Genomic DNA, 18456 nt, shown 5'->3' with positions numbered 1-18456 from the left:
TTCATCCGGTCCCCCCGTGCCCCCCGCCGGTTCGCGGAACCGGCAGGCGGCGCAACAGTTCACCGACCACGTCGGCGCCCTGGATCTTGCGCACCCACATCTCCGGGCGCAGGGTGATCCGGTGGGCGACGGCCGCGACCGCGAGCGCCTTGACGTCTTCGGGGATCACGTAGTCGCGGCCGAGCAACAGGGCGCGGGCGCGCGCGAGTTGGACGAGGTCGAGTTCGGCACGAGGGCTGGCGCCCACCGCGACCTGCGGATGGTGCCGGGTCGCCGTCGCCAGCGACACCACGTAGTGCAACACGTCCTCGTGCACGGTCACCTGCTCGACCGACTCGCGCATCGCCAGCAGGTCGTGGGCGTCGACCACCTGGTTGACGGTCGGCTCGGCGGAGCCGCGCTCGAGGCGGCGGCGCAGCATCGAGGTCTCGTCGCGCTCCGAGAGGTATCGCAGTTCCAGCCGCACCGCGAACCGGTCCAGCTGCGCCTCGGGCAACGGGTAGGTGCCCTCGTACTCGATCGGGTTGTCGGTCGCCAGGACGATGAACGGCGTTGGCAGCTTGTGGGTTTCGCCGTCGATGCTCACCTGGCCCTCGGCCATCGCCTCCAGCAGCGCCGCCTGCGTCTTGGGTGGCGTGCGGTTGATCTCGTCGGCGAGCAACAGGTGGGTGAAGATCGGTCCGGCCCGGAACGCGAAGCGGCCGGACTGCATGTCGTAGATCGTCGAGCCGAGCAGGTCCGCGGGCAGCAGGTCCGGCGTGAACTGCACCCGGGTGAACCGAAGGCCCAGCGCGGCCGCGAAGGAGCGCGCGATGAGCGTCTTGCCGAGCCCGGGGAGGTCTTCGATGAGAACGTGGCCGCGCGCGAGCACCGCCGTCAGGATGAGCGTCAGCGCCGCGCGCTTGCCCACCACCACGCGTTCGATTTCGTCGAGCACGGCCTCGCAGTGTGCGGTGGTCGTACCAGCGGGCATGGCGGCCGGCAGTGTCATACCTTCTCCAACTTTCGCAGGATCTCTTCCAACACCCCACGGCCGGGCCCGGGCCGGCGGTCACCGGTGCGCGTGACGTTGTTCGGGTTGACCCATTCCCACAGTTCGGCCCCGAAAAGCATGCGCCCGGTTGCGTGATAAGCCGACGGGTCCTTGGATTGGCGTTGGCCCGTTGTCATTTCGTAGCGCCGCGCGAGCATGGGGCGCAGATGGCGGTCCCAGTCCGCGCGGGTGGAGTCCGACCACCGGATCGTCGTCTCGGTGGTGGCCAGCCAGCGTCGCAGCGAATCCCCCAGGTCGTCCTGGTCGGACTCGTCCGGCGGTTCCGGGCCGCGTCCCAGGTAGCGGCGGACGTTGAGCAGCACCAGAGCCAGCCCGATACCCGAGGCCGCCAACAGGAATTGGCGACCGTGCAGCATCAGCACCAGCAGCTCGATGCCCACCACCAGGCAAACGCCGAGGGCTATCAGCCTTTTCATACAGCGCTCCGCAATTCGGCGAGGACCAGTTGCAGGACGTCTATCGCGACCTCACGATGCCCCTCGCTCATCACGTGCGGGCTGAAGCGCGCCTCCTCGAACAGGTTCACCAACTGCTCCGCGTTATCGGCATGCAGCGCATGGTGTTCGACGGCCCGGACCAGCACCTCGGTGGGCGTGTCGAAGTCCTGAGGGGCGGCCCCCGGAACATGGGCGAGCTCACGCTCCATCGCGGCATAACAGGCGATGATGGCCTCGCGCGGCTCCCGGTTGAGGTCGCCGATCTCGGCCAGGCCGACTTCGGCCGCGCGGGCCAGCGATTCCGACGGCGGCGCGGGCGCCTCGGTGTGCTCGTCGACCGGGTTGGCGACGGTGCTCAGTGTGGCCGCCCGCCACCGCCGGCTCGCCATGACCAGGGATCCGGCGACGATCACCAGCAACATGGGGACGGTGGCGGCGAACAGTATCCCGAGGGTGTCCCCGGAGTTCTTCGGGGGGTGACGCTGCGGTGGCGGGCCGGTGGGCTGCCCGGGCGGCGGCGCGGTGGAGTCCAAGTCGGGCGCGGCGGGGTTGACGTCGTGCGGCGTCAGGTATTGGACGAGCATCGTCGTGATCACCAGCCACGCCACGACCACCGCGAGCCCGATCACCACCACGCGCCATCGCGGTCCGCCCCGGTCGGTGCCGAGCATCCCGGACAGCTCGCCCTGTTTCGGCGCCACCGCGCGCGGGTCGCGCAGCCGCGCGATGACGGCGATCGCCAGCAGGGTGAGCGTCGCGGCCAGGGCCACGATGACGAAGAGCAGCGCCGCCCGGCCGCCGCCCGCCTCCCCGCGCACCGCACGGCCCTGGGCCGGTAGGTATCCGCGCAGGGCGGCCGCGACGAAGATCATCAGGACGATCAGCGCGACAACGCGCCCCGTCGGCTTGTCAATACCGGGCATGCCACACCACTCGCCGGTTGCCTGCCGCAGTTGCGGCACTGGATTTCTTCATACTTGCACGTCGCGCGGCCATCCCGCCAGGAACGACGCCGGGCCGACGCTGCGGTGGCATCGGCCGTGAAGCCTTGCCATCGGCGGTGAAAGCAGGGCGGCGAAACGGCCCGGAATCCCGCCATGGGCTCACACCCGACGCCGTAGCTTCACAGCCGTTCGGTCGGTCGCGCAGCGGGGACCGGGCCGGCGGCGCGAAGCCGGGCAGCGAAAGAAATGACGATGTAGGGCGGCGCCCCGTTTTGCCCGGAATTCGCCGGGTAGCCGACCACGGTCCGGATCACTCAGCATTGGGGAAACACCATGGACAAAAACACTGAATACGAGAAGCGGCCGCGCCGCCGATCGTTCATCGCGATCGGGGCCGGTACGGCCGCGGTGGCGGTGAGCGGCGTCATCGCCGGGGTCGCCCCGCTCGCCGCCGCGAACGGCGCCGGCCCGCACGCCACGGCGACCGGGCCCGCGGTGAGCTTCGTGCCCGAGGACCCGCCCGGGCCGCCCGGTCCCCCGGGGCCGCCCGGACCGCCCGGACCCCCCGGCGCTCCGGGTCCGGTCGGGGCACCCGGCGCTCCGGGCCCGGTCGGGGCACCCGGCGCACCGGGCCCGGTCGGGGCACCCGGCGTCGTGGGGCCACCCGGCGGACCCGGGGCACCCGGCGTCGTGGGGCCACCCGGCGGACCCGGCGCACCCGGGCCGGTGGGGCCACCCGGCGGACCCGGCGCACCCGGGGCTCCCGGCGTCGTGGGGCCACCCGGCGGACCCGGCGCACCGGGGCCGGTCGGACCGCCCGGGGCACCCGGCGGACCGGTAGGGCCGGTAGGACCGCCCGGGGCACCCGGGGCTCCCGGACCGGCTGGGCCGCCCGGGCCGCCGGGACCCTAGCCGCGTCTCACACCGGTGCCGTGATTGGGGAAGCCCCGACTTCCCCAATCACGGCTTCCGCGCGGGCGTGGGCGGTGCGACACTGAGCGCATGCCGCCGTACCGCGACGTGGCCGCCTACGACGATCGCGCGCCCGAATACGACCGCGGGTGGCGCGGCCGGCTGCACCACGAGATCGCCGACCGCACCGCCGATCTCGCGGCGGCGACCAGCATCGCCCCCGCCCGCGTGCTCGACGTGGGCTGCGGGACCGGCTACCTGCTGCGCGCGCTGGGCCGCCGCTACCCGGACGCCCAGCACCTGTGCGGCATCGACGCCGCGCCGCACATGGTCGCGACGGCAACCTCTTTCGGCGGCGACGACCGGTTGAGCTTCACCGCCGGGGTGGCCGAACGGCTCGACCACCCCGACGACGCCTTCGATCTCGTCGTCAGCTCGACATCCTTCGACCACTGGACGGATCAACAAGCCGGTCTGCGCGAATGCGCCAGGGTGCTGCGCCCGGGTGGTCACCTGGTGCTCGTCGACCAGTTCTCGCAGTGGCTGTTCCCCACCATGGCCACCAGCCGCCGCGGCAAGGCCCGCACCCGGGGCCGCGCCGAGGACCTTGTGCTGCGCGCGGGATTTCGCTCCCCGCACTGGCACCGGGTGTACGCGCTGATCATCAACGCGGTGACGGCCACCAAGCCGCGCTAGCCGACGGCGAACGGGCGGAAGCTGCCGTCGAGCACCTCATGGTGACCGATCGTGCGCCCGGTGACCGCCGCGGGGTCCACCAGCGCCAATTCCACTGCGGCCCGGGCGAATTCATCGGCCGTGGCGGTGTCGGCGAATTCGCGGGCGTAGTAGGCCAGGCCCGGCGTGAGGATCGGTTTCGACGGCGACAGCGCGTTCACCGCGATGTTGTGGTCGGCGAGATCGAACGCGGCGCACGCCGTGAGGTGCTCGAGCGCCGCCTTGGATCCGCCGTAGCCGGGCAGCACCCCGCCGCTGCGGTCGGCATAGGGCCCGTCGCCGGGCAGCCGCGACGCCACCGAGGTGATGTTGACGACCCCGCCGCCGCGCGCGTCGATCATGTCCGGGCATACCAGCTGCATCAGCTCGTAGGCGGCGAACACCGCGATGTCGAAGTGGCGGCGAAACGCCTGCAGCGGGGTGCTGACGAAGCCCGGCCAGCCGGGCTTGCCTGCGCCCGCCGCGGCCTTGGCGGGCTTGGCGCGCGGCTGGCCGCCCGGTGCCGGTGGACGGCCGGGTGCGGTGAAGGCCGCGTTGTTGACCAGAATCGTGATGGGCCCCAACGCCTCTCGCGCCTCGCCCACCAGCCTCGCGACGTCGTCGCGGTCGGTGAGGTCGGCGCGGATCGCGACGGCGCGCCCGCCCGCGGCCTCGACGGCGGCGACGGTCTCGCCGATGGTGCCGGGCAGCCGGTCGTCCCACACCCGTTCGGTGCGCCCGACGACGGCGACCGCCGCACCCTCGGCCCCGAGCGCCGACGCGATCGCGGCGCCCAGGCCGCGGCTGCCGCCGGTGACGATCGCGGCCCGGTCGGCCAGACGCCCGGTCATCCCGTCACCCCGTGCACGACGATGGCGGTCGTCTGCTCCACCCAGGTGTCGTCCAGCTTCTCCTCCGGGCGCAGCAGCATCCGCAGCATCGTCGCCCCTCCCATCAGCTCGATCAGTCGGTCCGGGTCGACATCGGGATGCGCCTCGCCGCGATCGATGGCCTCGCGCAGCCGCACCCGCACCGCCGAGAACACGTCGGCGAAGCGCGACATCACCCGGGCGTTGAGCGCGGGGTCGGCGGTCATGTCGGCCACCAGGCCGGGCAGCGCGGCGCGCACCACCGGCGTGGTGAACACGTCGCGGGTGGCCTCGATCATCATCCGGACGTCGGCGGCGATGTCGCCGGCCGGCGCCTCCAGCGCGGTCGGCGCGGTCGGGAACGCCGCCTCGTGCACGAGTTCGGCCTTGCTCGACCACCGCCGGTACAGCGCCGATTTCGTGGTGCCGGCCCGCTCGGCCACCGCGGCCAGGCTGAGGTTCGAATAGCCGATCTCCACAAGCAGTTCCGCGGTCGCCGACAGGATCGCCGAATCGATGCGGGGATCCCGCGGACGCCCGGCGCCGGGGGCCTTGTCAAGGTAGGGCGGGTCTGCTTTCATAACGCTACCTACCGTATCGTAATTGCCTCATGAAGGAGGCACCTGTGCCCAATGAACCCGTGCTGGACCAAGTCGACCGACTCCAGCGCTCCAGCCGCGACGTCAGCACGCTGCCCGCGGTGATGTCGCAATGGCTGTCCACCGTGTTACCCGGCGGCGCCGAGCCCCAGGTGACGGTGGAAAGCGGCGTCGACGCCACGGGCATGTCGTCGGAAACCATCATTTTGACCGCGCGCTGGCAACAGGACGGAAAGCCGGCCGAACAAAAGCTGGTCGCGCGGGTGGCGCCCACCGCCGAGGACGTGCAGGTCTTCCCGACGTATCGGCTCGACCACCAATTCGAGGTGATACGCAAGGTCGCCGAACTCACCGACGTCCCGGTCCCGCGGGTGCGCTGGCTCGAACCCACCGGCGACGTCCTGGGCACACCCTTCTTCGTCATGGACTACGTCGACGGCGAGGTGCCGCCCGACGTCATGCCCTACACCTTCGGCGGCAACTGGTTCGCCGATGCCCCGGTCGACCGGCAGCGCGAATTGCAGGACGCGACCGTGGGCGTGCTGGCCAAGCTCCATTCAATCCCCGACGCTCAGGGCACCTTTGGGTTCCTCACGGAAGGGCCGGACGGCGACACCGCACTGCGCAGGCACTTCAATTGGGTGCGGTCGTGGTACGACTTCGCGGTCCCCGACATCGGCCGCTCCCCGTTGCTGGAGCGGACCTTCGCATGGCTGGAGGACAACTGGCCGGACGAGGCCGACGCGCGCGAGCCCGTGCTGCTGTGGGGCGACGCGCGGGTGGGCAACGTGCTCTACCGCGACTTCGCCCCGGTCGCGGTGCTGGACTGGGAGATGGTGACACTGGGCCCGCGCGAGCTGGACGTCGCGTGGATGATCTACGCGCACATGGTCTTTCAGGAACTCGCCGGCCTGGCCACGCTGCCGGGGCTGCCCGGGGTGATGCGCGAGGACGACGTCCGCGCCACCTACCGGCAACTGACCGGCGTGGAGGTGGGGGACCTGCGCTGGTTCTACGCCTACTCCGGGGTGATGTGGGCGTGCGTGTTCATGCGCACCGGCGCGCGGCGGGTGCACTTCGGCGAGGTCGAAAAACCCGACGATGTCGAGTCGCTGTTCTACCACGCGGGATTGATGCGACGCCTGATCGGAGAGGACCAGTAATGCTCGGCCCACTTGACGAATTCCCGGTACACCAGGTTCCCCGCCCGATCGCGTGGGCGGGATCCTCCGACCGCAACTTCTACGACCGCTCCTACTTCAACGCCCACGACCGCACCGGCGACATCTTCGTCATCAGCGGCATCGGCTACTACCCCAACCTGGGCGTCAAGGACGCGTTCTTCCTCGTCCGGCGCGGCGACACGCAGACCGCGGTGCACCTGTCCGACGCGATCGACCAGGACCGGCTCAACCAGAACGTCAACGGCTACCGCATCGAGGTCGTCGAACCGCTGCGCAAGCTGCGGATCGTGCTCGACGAAACCGAAGGCGTGGCAGCCGATCTCACCTGGGAGGGCCTGTTCGACGTCGTCCAGGAACAGCCGCACGTGCTGCGGTCCGGCAACCGGGTGACGCTGGACGCGCAGCGGTTCGCCCAGCTGGGCAGCTGGAGCGGCCGCATCGCCATCGACGGCGAGGAACTCAAAGTCGACCCCGCGACCTGGATCGGCAGCCGCGACCGGTCCTGGGGCATCCGGCCGATCGGCGAGCCCGAGCCGGCGGGCCGGCCCGCCGACCCCCCGTTCGAGGGCATGTGGTGGCTCTACGTGCCGATGGCGTTCGACGAGTTCGCCATCGTGCTGATCATCCAGGAGGAGCCCAACGGGTTCCGCTCGCTCAACGACTGCACCCGGGTGTGGCGCAACGGCCGCGTCCAACAGCTGGGCTGGCCGCGGGTCAAGATCCACTACCGGTCGGGCACCCGCATCCCCACCGGCGCCACCATCGACGCGATCGCCCCCGACGGCACCCCGGTGCACTTCGACGTGGAATCCAAGCTGCCCGTGCCCATCCACGTCGGCGGCGGCTACGGCGGCGACTCGGACTGGCTGCACGGCATGTGGAAGGGCGAAAAGTTCGTCGAGCGGCTGACTTACGACATGACCGACCCGGCGATCGTCGCGCGGTCCGGGTTCGGCGTGATCGACCACGTGGGCCGCGCGGTGTGCCGCGACGGCGACGGCGATCCGGTGGAGGGCTGGGGTCTTTACGAGCACGGCGCGCTGGGCCGCCACGACCCGTCGGGCTTCACAGACTGGCTAACCGTCGCGCCCTGACCCCTTCCGCGAACGTCGACTTGTTGCGAGATTTTTGCGATGTGGGCGCAACGAGTCGACGCTCGGCGGCTTATGCAATTCGTCGACGATCTCCGACAGGGTCTCGAGCGCGATCGGCGACGGCTGATACAGGCACACGGTATCCGAGACGCCGTCGACCCGATCGCGGATGTGCGCGGCGATCTCCTTGGGCGTGCCGCAGGCGGCGATGGTGTGCAGCATCTGGTCATCGATCAGCGCGCCCATCTCCTGCCAGCGGCCCTGCTTGGACATCGCGTTGAGCTCGGGCTGCAGGTCCTCCCAGCCGTGCGCGGCCAGCACCGGCCGGTACGCCGGGGTGGACCCGTAGAACGCCAGCAGGCGCCGGGTGGCCGCGTGATCGCCCGCGTCCGAGCCGGCCGACACGATGATCTCGGGAAGCACGGCAAACTCCTCGGGCCGGCGCCCGCCGGCCGTCAGCCCGTCGCGCACCGCCGGCAGCGTGTGCTCGTGTAAAAAACGCTTCGTGCCGAACGGCATCACCAGCAGGCCGTCGGCGTGCTCAGCCACCGCGCGGGTCAGCCGCGGACCCAGCGCGCCGACATAGACGGGCGGCGGGCCGTAGGGATTCGGGCCCGGGCTGAAGGTCGGCGTCATCAGCGTGTGCCGGTAGTACTCGCCGCGAAAGTCCAAGCGGCCGCCCGAATTCCAGGCTGCGAAGATCGCGCGCAGGGCGGCGATCAGCTCGGTCATCCGGGCCACCGGGTGGTCGAACGACGCCCCGAAGCGCTTCTCGATCTGCGGGCGGATCTGGGTGCCCAGGCCGAGGAAGAATCGCCCCCCGCTCAGCAGCTGATGGTCGTTGGCCTGGTGCGCCAGGTGGATCGGATTGCGCGGGAACGCGATGGCCACGTTGGTCATCAGGTCCAGCCCGCCCACGGTGGCGGCCAGCGTCAGCGGAGCAAACACGTCGTGCGGGCCCTCGAAGGTGGCGACGCCGCTGGCCCCGGCGTCGCGCAGCGCCCGCGCGCGCTCGGCCGCGTCGACGGGACCGTACAACGCCGTGAAGACCTTCACCACACCTGCCTGACGACGCCGCGAAGCCGCAAAACCGCCCCGGTGGGGCGGCCCAATGAAGATTTATCTTACGAAATCCGCGAAATGCGGTTGACTAGAGCACGTGCCAAAGCCGCCGCCGGTCGTCGACGTTGTCGTGGTCGGCGCCGGCTTTGCCGGGTTGTCGGCGGCGCGCGAGCTGGCGCGGCAGGGCCACGACGTGCTGGTCTTCGAGGGCCGCGACCGCGTCGGCGGCCGGTCGTTCACCGGCAGCGTCGCCGGGCTGCCCGCCGACCTGGGCGGCACCTTCGTCGGCCCCACCCAGGACGCCGTCCTGGCGCTGGCCGCCGAGCTCGAGGTGGCGACCACACCGACCCACCACGATGGCAAGAACGTCATCCACTGGCGGGGCTGGGCGCGCCCCTACCACGGCACCATCCCCAAGTTGTCGCTGACCGGGCTGCTCGACATCGGCCGGCTGCGTTGGCAATTCGACCGGATCGCCCGCGGCGTCCCGCTGGCCAACCCCTGGGATGCGCGCCGCGCGCGCGAGCTGGACGCCATGTCGCTGGCCGGGTGGTTGCGCTCGGTGCGCGCCACCGCGTCCTCGCACGACCTGATGGCCATCGTCGCCCGCGTGACGTGGGGGTGCGAACCCGACGACGTGTCGATGCTGCACGCCGCCCGCTACACCCACGCCGCCGGCGGCCTGGACCGGCTGCTCGACGTCGAAAACGGCGCCCAGCAAGACCGTTTCCCGGGCGGCACCCAGCAGATCGCCGAGGCGGCGGCCGCCGACCTGGGCGCGCGCGTGGTCCTGGGCGCGCCGGTGCGCCGCATCGAGCGGCACGGCGCCGGCGTCACCGTCACCACCGACGCCGGCTCGGCCGAGGCGGGGTTCGTCATCGTCGCCATCCCGCCGGCCCACCGCGCGTCGATCGAGTTCGTTCCCCCGCTGCCGGTCGAACACGAGCAGCTCGCCCGGCACTGGCCGCAGGGCCGGCTCAGCAAGGCGTATGCCGCCTACGAGACGCCGTTCTGGCGGGCCGACGGGTTCTCCGGGCAGGCGCTTTCCGACCAGGGCCCGGTGTTCATCACCTTCGACGTCAGCCCGCACGCCGACGGTCCGGGCGTCCTGATGGGCTTCGTCGACGCCCGCGCGTTCGACTCACTGCCCACCGAGCAGCGCCGCCACGACGCGCTGCGGTGCTTCGCGTCACTGTTCGGCGACGAGGCACTCAAGCCGCTGGACTATGTCGATCACCGTTGGGGCGCAGAGGGATTCGCGCCGGGCGGCCCGACGGCGGCGGTGCCGCCGGGGTCCTGGACGCGGTTCGGGCCGTTGCTGCGCGAACCGGTGGGGCCGATCCATTGGGCCGGTACCGAGACGGCCGACGAATGGACCGGGTTCCTCGACGGCGCGGTGCGGTCGGGCCAGCGGGCCGCCGCCGAGATCACCGCCCTGCTATGAGCTGATCCGGTGGTCGGCCGCGTCGGGGGTCACCGATTCGACCAGCGCCCGCAGGTGGCGGTTGACCTCCCGCGGCCGCTCCAGCATCGAGCAATGGCCGCCGGGCAGCTCCACCAGCCCGACGACGTGGGGCGCGGTGCGCGCGATCCTGCGCGACTGGCCGATCGGGGTCAGCCGATCCCGCTCGCTGCCGATCACCAGCGTCGGCACCGTCAGGCCGTCCAGGGCCAGATGGCGCGACCCCAGCGCCTCGACGAGCATCCTCGCGCACCCGCCGCGCCCCGCGGGCGACGTCTGCGCGAACAGCTCGTAGACGATGCGCGCGGCGCTGGGGTCGGCGTCGCGCCCGACCGCCAGCATCGCGACCAGGTGACGGCTCGGGACCCGGGCCGCGGCCGGTAGCGGGAAGCCGCCGAACGCGCCGACCAGGCCGCGCGCGGCCAACACCCGCGCCGCCGATAACCCGCCCGGCACCGACAGCAGCTTCACCTGGCGCACCAGATCCCCGGTGGTGGTGTTGATCAGGGCGACGGCGTCGGCGCGCCGGTGCACCTTGTGCCGGTAGTGCGACGACCACGCGGCGATGGTGATGCCGCCCATCGAATGCCCGACCAGCACCGCCCGCTCGTGCGGCGCCAGCGTCGCATCGAGGACCGAATCCAGGTCGCACGCAAGGTGTTTGAGGCTGTAGCCGCCCCGCCGCGGGATGCCGCTGCGGCCGTGGCCGCGGTGGTCGAACGCGATGACCCGATAGTCGGCGGCCAGGTCGGTGATCTGGTGCGCCCAGGCGCGGATGGCGCAGGTGATGCCGTGGGTGAACACGATCGGATAGCCCTCGGGCGGCCCGAAAACCTGTGTGTGCAGCCGGGTCCCGTCGCCCGCGCGGACGGTCAGGGTGCGGGCCGGCGGCAGTTCGTCGGGGAGCCGCTCACTTGTCCGAGATAGTCCAGCGCTCATCGTCGCTCCCCCTTCGAACGCGGCCACCCCGCCGCACTCCGGATGTACGCGAGTGTAGTCCGGAATCCACAACGAACGAATGAAAACAGCCCATTACATACCGCGAATTTGAGGACGGCCGTCCCACAACCGCGGCCCGGTATGAGACGCTGACGCCCGTGTACCCGATGTCCCGTCGGGAGTTCATCGCGGCGACGGCGAGCCTGGTCGGCGGCGGGCCGGCGACCGCCTGCGCGCCGCGCCACCCACCCCCGCCGGACGCCAAGGCGGTGCTCGTCGTCGGTGCCGGCATGGCCGGACTATCCGCCGCGCGCGCCCTGGCCGACGCCGGATGGCCGGTGCGCGTCATCGAGGCCCGCGACCGCATCGGCGGGCGGGTGTGCACCAACCGCGACTGGGGCGTGCCGCTCGAGATGGGCGCGTCGTGGATCCAGGGCACGGCGGACAATCCCCTGATGGAGCTGGCGGCCAGGGCGCGTGCGCAGCTCGTGTCCACCGACTACTACGGGTGGGCGAAGCTCGCGGTCGATCCGCGGCTCCCGGCGCTGCAGTACGACCCGCAAACCTGGCGCGACTTCGTGACCCGGGCCCGCGACCACGTCGACGACGGCAGCCTCGGCGTCGCCGTGGACGCCGCGGCGACCCGGGCCGGGCTGTCCGACTCCGACCGTGCCCAGTTGGCCTTCTATGTTGCCACCGAAATCGAGAACGAATACGCGGCCGGCGCAAACGAGCTGTCCGCCAAGACTTTTGACCACGGCGACTACGCCGGCGGCGACCAGGACGTCGTCACCAGCGGCTACGATGCCCTGCCCCGGCTGCTCGCCGACGGCCTGCAGGTCCAGCTGAACACCCCGGTAACGGCCGTCACGCAGCGCGACAACGCCGTCACCGTGCGCGCCGGAAACCGGTCGTTCGAGGGCCCCGCGGCGATCGTGACGGTGCCCCTCGGCGTGCTGAAAGCCGGTGCCATCGCGTTCGATCCGCCGCTGCCCGGCCCCCACGCGCGCGCGGTGCACGCGCTGGGGTTCGGGGTGCTGTCCAAGAGCTTCTTCCGCTTCAACCGGCGCAGCTGGAACGTGGAGAACGCCTTCTATCAGTACCTCGGCACCGAGCCCGGCGCCTGGTCGCAGTGGTTCACCCTGCCGGGCGCCGCCGGGCCGATCGCGTTGGCGTTCAACGCCGGTGACCGCGGCCGGTGGGCGGAGTCGGCGTCGTCCGCGGACCTGATGGCCGGCGCCCTGCCCGTCGCGCGCGAGCTGTTCGGCGGCGACGTGTCCCCGATCGAAGTCCGCACGTCGAACTGGGCCGCCGACCCCTACGCGCTGGGCTCGTACTCGTTTCATGCCCCCGGCTCCGGCCTCGCCGATCGGCGCCGGCTGGCCGAACCGATCGGCGACCGGATCTACCTCGCGGGCGAGGCCGTCGGCGCCGACAACCCGGCCACCGTGACCGGCGCCCTGGTGAGCGGGCGATCCGCCGCCGGCCAGTTGATGCGCCGATTGACCCGCTGACGGCTCACGGTTTCTCCAGCGCCGTGGCGCAGGCGTCAAGGATGGCAAGGAAACTCGAGCGCAGCACCCGGTAGCTGACCGCCTCCAGCAGCCTGCCCCCGGCCCGGGCGGGGTGGGTGTAGTGGCTCAGCCAGTCCACGTGGGTGCCCTCGCCCGAGGGCGTGAACGTCAGCGTGCCGCCGTCGTGGTGGAACGGCGGGAACGACCGCACGATGAGATAGGTGTAGCTGCGCGGCCGATCGTAGGCCGTGATCTTCTCCCGGAACCACGCGCCGACACAGACCACCTCGCGCAGCGCGCCCGCCTCGCGCCCTGGCGAATCATTGGCGTACCTGGCCCTGAGTGCCAGCGGGGCGGCGGCCAGGTTCGGCGGGTCGGCCAGCCAATCAAAGACCTGCTCCACCGGCGCCGCGATCGTTTTCTGCACGTGAATCTCGACCATCCGACCGATGCTAGACGCGCCGCTAGGTCACCTGCTTGAGCGTGGTGTGGGGGCTCTGGCCGTAGGTCTGTCGGTAGAGCACCGCGAACCGGCCGGTGTGCGCGAAGCCCCATCGCTGCGCGATCTCGGTGACCGTGCAGTTGCGCGTCGCGCCGGCGATCAGCTCCTGGTGCGCGCGATGCAGCCGGATGCGGCGCAGGTATTCGGTGGGGGTGGTGTCGAGTTGGCGCCGGAAGAGGTACTGCACGGCCCGGGGCGTCAGATGCACGGCGGCCGCGATGTCGTTGATGCTCACGTCGCCGGCGGCGTGCCGGTGGATGAAGGCCACCGCGTCCCTGAGCGTTTCCGGCATCGCGGGGTCGCCGGCCAGCTCCTGCTCGGTCACGTTGGACGGGTAGCACTCGAGCAGCGCGCCGGCCAGCAGCGGACCCACCGCCGCCACGACCAGCGGTTGCCCGGCGGTGTCGGGCGCGGCCAGGGTCGCGCTCACGTAATCCAGGGCTCGGTGCCACGCGCGCAGGGCGGCGCGGGAGCGCGGGCGCCAGTTCACAAAGCGGATCTGCTGCGACAGCGGCGCCTGCCAGTCCGCGGCGACCTTGCGCAGCGCATCGGCGGCGATGGTCACCACGTCGAACCGGGCGCCGTTGACCCGCAGCGCGCACGACATGCCGTGGGCGACCAGGATCGGGCTGTCCACGTTCGGGAACGGGCCACCCGTCACGGTCAACGACCCGGCGCGGGGCTGGATCACCAGAACGCCGTCGGCGGGCGGGATTTCGACGAGCAGCCGTCCCTGGATCACCACCTCGTCGAGCGCCAGCGAGGCCGCCGCGCAGCGCCGGTGGGTGACGGCCAGGGGACTCCCGAGACCGCTGACGCGCCAGCCCGGCACGTAGGCGCCGGCGAAGAACCGGCGGGTCGCCTCGGGCTCGACGGTGCGGAACTGCTCGTAGCGAACCGCCGCCGAAGGCTGCGCCGGCCCCGGCTCACGCGCCGGCGCGTGGGTGACGGGACGCAGGTCGACTCGGATCGAGTCGGCTTCGCCCACAGCATCGACTGCGTCGACCAGGCCGACGCCGGATGACGCGTCCCCGGCGACGGTCGTCATCGCATCGCCTTGTCCCCCGCCGGGCGCGCCCTCGCCGTTGCGCCGTTTTGCGGGGCGAGCTGGTGATAGATGTTCAGCGAGTCGAGCGCGATCCGGTCCCAGCCGAAGCGGGAGACCGCGCGGCTGCGGCCGGCCGCCCCCATGCTCTCGCACTGGAAGCTTTGCGCCAGCAGGCTTCTCAGCGCCGCGGCGACCGCGGCGGGACCGTGTTGCGCCAGCACCTGCCCGGTCACGCCGTCCACCACGACGTCGGTCAGGACGCCGACGGGAAGCGCGACGACGGCCACCCCGCTGGCCATCGCCTGCAACACCGGCGTCGAGCGCGGCGGCTGCCGGGGCGTGCACGCTACCACGTCGGCGGAGCGCAGCAGCGACGGCAGCATGCCGCCGCCGACCGTGCCCGCGAAGCTAACCCGGTCGGCCACCCCCAGCTCGGCGGCCAGACCCTCGAGCCGGGAGCGCGCCTCGTCGTGGCCGGGTTCGCCGGCGGTTTCGGCCACGACGAGCTCGGCGTCGGCGACCCTGGGCAGCGCCCGAATGGCAATGTCGAAACCGTTGGACTCCAACGGATTCGGGCCCAGGCATACGACGCGGTGGCGCCCGTTGCGGGCGGCTGCCGGGCCCACGGGGCTGTACTCGTCCACGTCGACGCCGCTGCACAGGGTGGACACCCGGGCCCGGCCGTGGCGCAACCGGGACAGCACGTCGGCGTCGGCGGTGCACTCACCGGTCACCCACGTCGCGCCCCGCGCCAGCAGCGGCTCGATGCGTTGGTGCTCGCCCCCCGGTTCGCCGGCGGCTGAACGCGACGCCAGGCCCTGGAAGGTCTGCACCGTGGGTATCCGCTGCCGCCGCGCCGACAGCTGGGCGGCCAATCCGCCCAGGCATCCGTAGGCGTGCACGACGTCGGGTGGATCCGTGGACCACAGGCGTTCGAGGATGGTCACCCATTCCCCGACGTACGGCAGCACCGCAGCGGCCGAAGCGGCGGCGCGGGGTCCGACGCGGATCGGCACCGACCGATGGCCACCCCCGGGCTGCGCTTTCGCGCGCCGGCCCTGCTGCCTGGCGTAGGCGGTCACCTCGTGCCCTTGTGCCGCGAGCGCGGCGCCCAGCCGGGCAGGGTCGTCACCGACGACGTCGTCACCGGTGACGATCGCGATCTTCACTGCCGCCCCCTTCGGGCTCGCGCGAGGAAACAAACGACAAACAAAGTGCTACCCCGCCCGGTACAAACGAAACGCCGCCCCCGGCGACCTTCGCCTGCCGTCCCGGCGTTTCGCACGGCGGATCTCCGGCGCGGGCCCGGGCTTCGGCGCGGCCGCCCCGGAGGAGGACACTGAGCTGATGACCGCGGCGATCAGCGACACCCAGCGCCCGCCGCTGGAGCTGGTGGTCCTGCTGGCGTCGGCGGGTGGGCTGGACGCGTTGTCGGTCGTCTTGCATGACCTGCCGGCTGAGTTTCCGGCCGCCGTGGTCGTACAGCAGCACCTCGGCGGCTCTACCAGCGTCCTGCCTACGATCCTGGGCCGGCAGACATTCCACCGGGTCAGTTGGGCGCTGGACGGTCAGCTGGTGGCACCCGGGCAGGTGGTGGTCTGCCCGCCCCGGATGCAGCTGGAACTGAAGCCCGACGGCAGCTGTCACCTGCGCGCTATGGAGGCGCCCGGCGAGCGGCGCCTCGACCTGCTACTGGCGTCGGTGGCCACCTCGTACGGCGCGCGCAGCCTGGCGGTCGTGTTGTCGGGTTCCGGTCAGGACGGCGCCGTCGGGACCGCGGCGATGAGGCGGGCGGGCGCGATCGTCATCGCGCAAAGCCCGGACACCGCGCTGTACGCGTCAATGCCGCTCGCGGCGGCGCGCGCAGGCGCCGACCTGGTGTTGCCGATTCACGAGATCGGGCGCGTGCTGGCCGAACTCGCCACGGGCGGCGCGCTGCCCGAACGCGGCGTGGCCACCGCGGAAGGGGGAACAATGGACAGGCATCTCGCAGGGGGCGGCGGCACGGATTCGCTGTCACCCGACCGGCTGCCCAACAGCGCGGCCAGCCGCGCCGAGATGGCCCGACAGCGCGCTGGCGAGCTGCGGCGCAGGCGCCAGGATCTGTCCGACGGATTCGGCGCCACCGAGCGGACCGTCGCCCTCGCACGGCGCCGGGCCCAAGAGTCGTTGCGCCGCGCCCAGCTGGCTCACCAAGCGGCCTCGGAGGCGGCCGCGCGGTGGGGGCAATAGCCCCTCCCGCGCACCCCTACTCCAGGACCTCCATCAGCAACAGCGCCCCGCCGACGGTTCCTTCGGCCGACTGAAACGACGTGCACACCACCCGGATCCGGGCGGACCGGCCGCGGCGGTTAACGGCGTCCACCACGGTTTCACCGGAGCTGTCCGGGTCGACGAACGCGTTGCCGATCAACGGTCGGATGCCGTCCAGCGGCAGCCCGATGTCCAGACTGGTCAATCGGGTCCCCGTCGTCTCGTCGGCCCGCAGGCCCCACAGCTCCTCGCAGCCCCGGTTCCACACCACCACCCGCATCTCCCGGTCCACGACGACCATCCCCAGCCGTACCGAGTTGGTCAGCGAGTCCAGGAAGTTCTTGGCGTCGTCGAGTTCCACGCTGCGTTCGCGCAGCGCGTCGTTGATGGTGTGCAGTTCGTCGTTGGTGGACTGCAACTCCTCGTTCATCGTCTCGAGCTCTTCGTTGGTGGACTGCAGCTCCTCGTTGGTGGTCTCGAGCTCCTCCACGGTGGACTGCAGTTCCTCGTTGGTCGTCTCGAGTTCCTCGTTGGTGGACTGCAGTTCCTCATAGGCCGCCTCCAGCTGGCGGTTGGTCTGCACGACCTTGTCGAGCAGGGCGCGCGTCGCCGTGACGTCGAAGAACACGATCGACACGCCCAGCAACCCGTTCTCGGCGTCGACCAGCGGGTTGATGTGGATCTCGAACCACACCGACTCCACGCCGGGCCGCTGCCATTTGACGTCCGGAATCCGTGTCGAGCGCCGCTCCACCTTGGCCTGCTCGAGGTAAGCGCGCAGCTCGACCGGGCGGTAGGACACCTCGAGATCGCGCAGGAGCCGGCCGATGTCGCGGGCCGACAGGCCGAAGATGCTCTCCGCCTGCTGGTTGATCATGGCGACGGTGTCCTCGCCGGTGATGACGATCTGGGCGACCGGGCTGGCGCGAAAAGCCAAGTCGCGCACCGTGGCCAGCCCCGGTAGGTCGGGGTGGCGATCGTAGAAGGCGGCGGCGGGGTCGTAGCGTTCCACGTGGGCCTGGGATCCGACGACCTTGCGGAAGATGCGGTTCTTGAGGCTCAGCGGGGCGAAGCGATCACTGTGACTCAGCAGCATCTCCGCGTGCCCGAGGAACAGGGTGCCCTGGGGCGCAAGCGCGAAATGCAGGCGCCCCAACACGTTTCGCTGCGTCTCGGCGTTGAGATACATCAGCGTGTTGCGGCACACCAACAGGTCGACCCGGGAGATCGGTGCGTCCTTGACGAGGTCGTTGCGGCCGAAGATCACCGTCCGGCGCAGGTCCTTGTGGAACACGTAGCGGCCGTTGACCTGCTCGAAGTAGCGCGCCAGCAGGTCCGCGGGCACCCCCTCGACCGCCTTGGCCTCATACGACGCCACGCGTGCCTCGCTGAGCGCCTCCTCGTCGATGTCGGTGGCGTAGATCTTGACCCGCTGCCGGAACGCGTCGGGACCCATCCCCTCGGCCAGCAGCATGGCCAGCGTGTAGGCCTCTGCCCGGACGCGCACCCCGCGCTCCACACCCGGATCGGGTCGCCGGGTCCGCGCTCGGCAAGCAGCCGCGGAATGACCTCGGCGCCGATGAACTCCCAGGCTTCCGCGTCCCGGAAGAACGCGGTGACGTTGATCAGGATGGTATTGAACAGCGCCGCGAATTCGTCCGAGCCGGCCTGCAGGACGTCGAGGTACTCCTCGAACGAGGTGTAGCCCGCCTGGTCCATCCGGTGCCGGACCCGGCGCATCAGCGACGTGCGCTTGTAGCCGGTGAAGTCGAAGCCGCGGGAATCGCGCATGTAACGCAGCAGCGCCTCGAAGGCCTCGTCAGTCGTGGCGTCCATGTAGTCCCGTTCGCAAGAGCAGTTCGTCCAAAG

Annotated in this window: 16 protein-coding genes and 2 pseudogenes; 7 read left to right on the top strand and 11 right to left on the bottom strand. The window is 71.4% G+C overall.

All coding sequences use genetic code 11. The annotated features are described in order from the left end of the window. Window position 1 precedes the first annotated feature (1 nt). Genes AC5Y4Z_RS11175 through AC5Y4Z_RS11165 form a run of 3 tightly spaced genes read right to left on the bottom strand, consistent with a single transcriptional unit; the run spans window position 2 to window position 2414 of the window. Window positions 2-973 (bottom strand): AAA family ATPase, encoded by a 972-nt coding sequence (locus tag AC5Y4Z_RS11175; protein WP_499963627.1) that lies wholly within the window; start codon window positions 971-973, stop codon window positions 2-4. A gap of 14 nt (window positions 974-987) precedes the next feature. After that, the gene (locus AC5Y4Z_RS11170) at window positions 988-1470 is read right to left on the bottom strand and encodes a hypothetical protein (RefSeq protein ID WP_499963625.1); all 483 of its coding nucleotides are present in this window, start codon (window positions 1468-1470) and stop codon (window positions 988-990) included. After that, window positions 1467-2414: a DUF4129 domain-containing protein gene (locus AC5Y4Z_RS11165; protein WP_499963623.1), complete on the bottom strand. Its 948-nt coding sequence runs from the start codon at window positions 2412-2414 to the stop codon at window positions 1467-1469. The genes AC5Y4Z_RS11170 and AC5Y4Z_RS11165 overlap by 4 nt, the downstream gene beginning before the upstream one ends. 354 nt (window positions 2415-2768) lie before the next feature. Here AC5Y4Z_RS11165 and AC5Y4Z_RS11160 point away from each other — a divergent pair, with 354 nt between their 5' ends. Both AC5Y4Z_RS11160 and AC5Y4Z_RS11155 read left to right on the top strand, forming a co-directional pair. Next, entirely contained in the window at window positions 2769-3347 is a 579-nt protein-coding gene (locus tag AC5Y4Z_RS11160) for a hypothetical protein (protein ID WP_499963621.1), read from the top strand. Between the two features lie 90 nt (window positions 3348-3437). Continuing rightward, window positions 3438-4043 (top strand): class I SAM-dependent methyltransferase, encoded by a 606-nt coding sequence (locus AC5Y4Z_RS11155; protein WP_499963619.1) that lies wholly within the window; start codon window positions 3438-3440, stop codon window positions 4041-4043. Here AC5Y4Z_RS11155 and AC5Y4Z_RS11150 read toward each other — a convergent pair. Both AC5Y4Z_RS11150 and AC5Y4Z_RS11145 read right to left on the bottom strand, forming a co-directional pair. Further along, the gene (locus AC5Y4Z_RS11150; RefSeq protein WP_499963617.1) at window positions 4040-4912 is read right to left on the bottom strand and encodes an SDR family NAD(P)-dependent oxidoreductase; all 873 of its coding nucleotides are present in this window, start codon (window positions 4910-4912) and stop codon (window positions 4040-4042) included. The two genes, AC5Y4Z_RS11155 and AC5Y4Z_RS11150, sit on opposite strands and share 4 nt — an antisense overlap. Continuing rightward, window positions 4909-5511, bottom strand: a complete 603-nt coding sequence (locus tag AC5Y4Z_RS11145) for a TetR/AcrR family transcriptional regulator (protein WP_499963615.1) — start codon at window positions 5509-5511, stop codon at window positions 4909-4911. The genes AC5Y4Z_RS11150 and AC5Y4Z_RS11145 overlap by 4 nt, the downstream gene beginning before the upstream one ends. A gap of 29 nt (window positions 5512-5540) precedes the next feature. Between AC5Y4Z_RS11145 and AC5Y4Z_RS11140 the strand changes: the two genes are divergently transcribed. After that, window positions 5541-6692, top strand: a complete 1152-nt coding sequence (locus AC5Y4Z_RS11140; RefSeq protein ID WP_499963613.1) for a phosphotransferase family protein — start codon at window positions 5541-5543, stop codon at window positions 6690-6692. Next, entirely contained in the window at window positions 6692-7807 is a 1116-nt protein-coding gene (locus AC5Y4Z_RS11135) for an Rv3169 family protein (protein WP_499963610.1), read from the top strand. The genes AC5Y4Z_RS11140 and AC5Y4Z_RS11135 overlap by 1 nt, the downstream gene beginning before the upstream one ends. 75 nt (window positions 7808-7882) lie before the next feature. On the opposite strand, the pseudogene AC5Y4Z_RS11130 reads toward AC5Y4Z_RS11135, so the two are convergent. Further along, window positions 7883-8863: pseudogene (locus tag AC5Y4Z_RS11130) on the bottom strand (TIGR03617 family F420-dependent LLM class oxidoreductase); the annotation flags it as partial. A 103-nt stretch (window positions 8864-8966) separates the two neighbouring features. Between AC5Y4Z_RS11130 and AC5Y4Z_RS11125 the strand changes: the two are divergent. Continuing rightward, window positions 8967-10313 carry a flavin monoamine oxidase family protein gene (locus AC5Y4Z_RS11125; protein WP_499963608.1) on the top strand — a complete coding sequence of 449 codons (1347 nt, stop codon included), beginning with the start codon at window positions 8967-8969 and terminating at the stop codon, window positions 10311-10313. On the opposite strand, the gene AC5Y4Z_RS11120 is transcribed toward AC5Y4Z_RS11125, so the two are convergent. Next, on the bottom strand, window positions 10308-11270 hold the full coding sequence (locus tag AC5Y4Z_RS11120; protein WP_499963606.1) for an alpha/beta fold hydrolase: 963 nt from the start codon (window positions 11268-11270) through the stop codon (window positions 10308-10310). The genes AC5Y4Z_RS11125 and AC5Y4Z_RS11120 overlap by 6 nt on opposite strands. 167 nt (window positions 11271-11437) lie before the next feature. On the opposite strand from AC5Y4Z_RS11120, the gene AC5Y4Z_RS11115 reads away from it, so the two are divergent. Continuing rightward, a complete protein-coding gene (locus AC5Y4Z_RS11115) occupies window positions 11438-12784 on the top strand; it encodes a flavin monoamine oxidase family protein (protein ID WP_499964751.1) in 1347 nt (448 codons plus the stop codon). Window positions 12785-12788: 4 nt separating this feature from the next. Here AC5Y4Z_RS11115 and AC5Y4Z_RS11110 read toward each other — a convergent pair whose 3' ends face one another. Genes AC5Y4Z_RS11110 through AC5Y4Z_RS11100 form a run of 3 tightly spaced genes read right to left on the bottom strand, consistent with a single transcriptional unit; the run spans window position 12789 to window position 15503 of the window. Continuing rightward, the gene (locus tag AC5Y4Z_RS11110; protein ID WP_499963604.1) at window positions 12789-13226 is read right to left on the bottom strand and encodes an SRPBCC family protein; all 438 of its coding nucleotides are present in this window, start codon (window positions 13224-13226) and stop codon (window positions 12789-12791) included. 22 nt (window positions 13227-13248) lie between these two features. Further along, window positions 13249-14334, bottom strand: coding sequence for a helix-turn-helix transcriptional regulator (locus AC5Y4Z_RS11105; protein ID WP_499963602.1), 1086 nt, complete (start codon window positions 14332-14334; stop codon window positions 13249-13251). Beyond that, window positions 14331-15503: a glycosyltransferase gene (locus AC5Y4Z_RS11100; RefSeq protein WP_499963600.1), complete on the bottom strand. Its 1173-nt coding sequence runs from the start codon at window positions 15501-15503 to the stop codon at window positions 14331-14333. The genes AC5Y4Z_RS11105 and AC5Y4Z_RS11100 overlap by 4 nt, the downstream gene beginning before the upstream one ends. A gap of 178 nt (window positions 15504-15681) precedes the next feature. On the opposite strand from AC5Y4Z_RS11100, the gene AC5Y4Z_RS11095 reads away from it, so the two are divergent. After that, a complete protein-coding gene (locus tag AC5Y4Z_RS11095; RefSeq protein ID WP_499963598.1) occupies window positions 15682-16566 on the top strand; it encodes a chemotaxis protein CheB in 885 nt (294 codons plus the stop codon). A 16-nt stretch (window positions 16567-16582) separates the two neighbouring features. Here the strand turns inward: AC5Y4Z_RS11095 and AC5Y4Z_RS11090 are convergent. Further along, window positions 16583-18423, bottom strand: a pseudogene (locus tag AC5Y4Z_RS11090) (CheR family methyltransferase). Between the last annotated feature and the right edge of the window lie 33 nt (window positions 18424-18456).

The organism is Mycobacterium sp. NGS63, assembly GCF_059812295.1.
The sequence above is the reverse complement of the archived record's forward strand: the minus strand, read 5'-3'. Positions and strand labels throughout refer to the sequence as shown.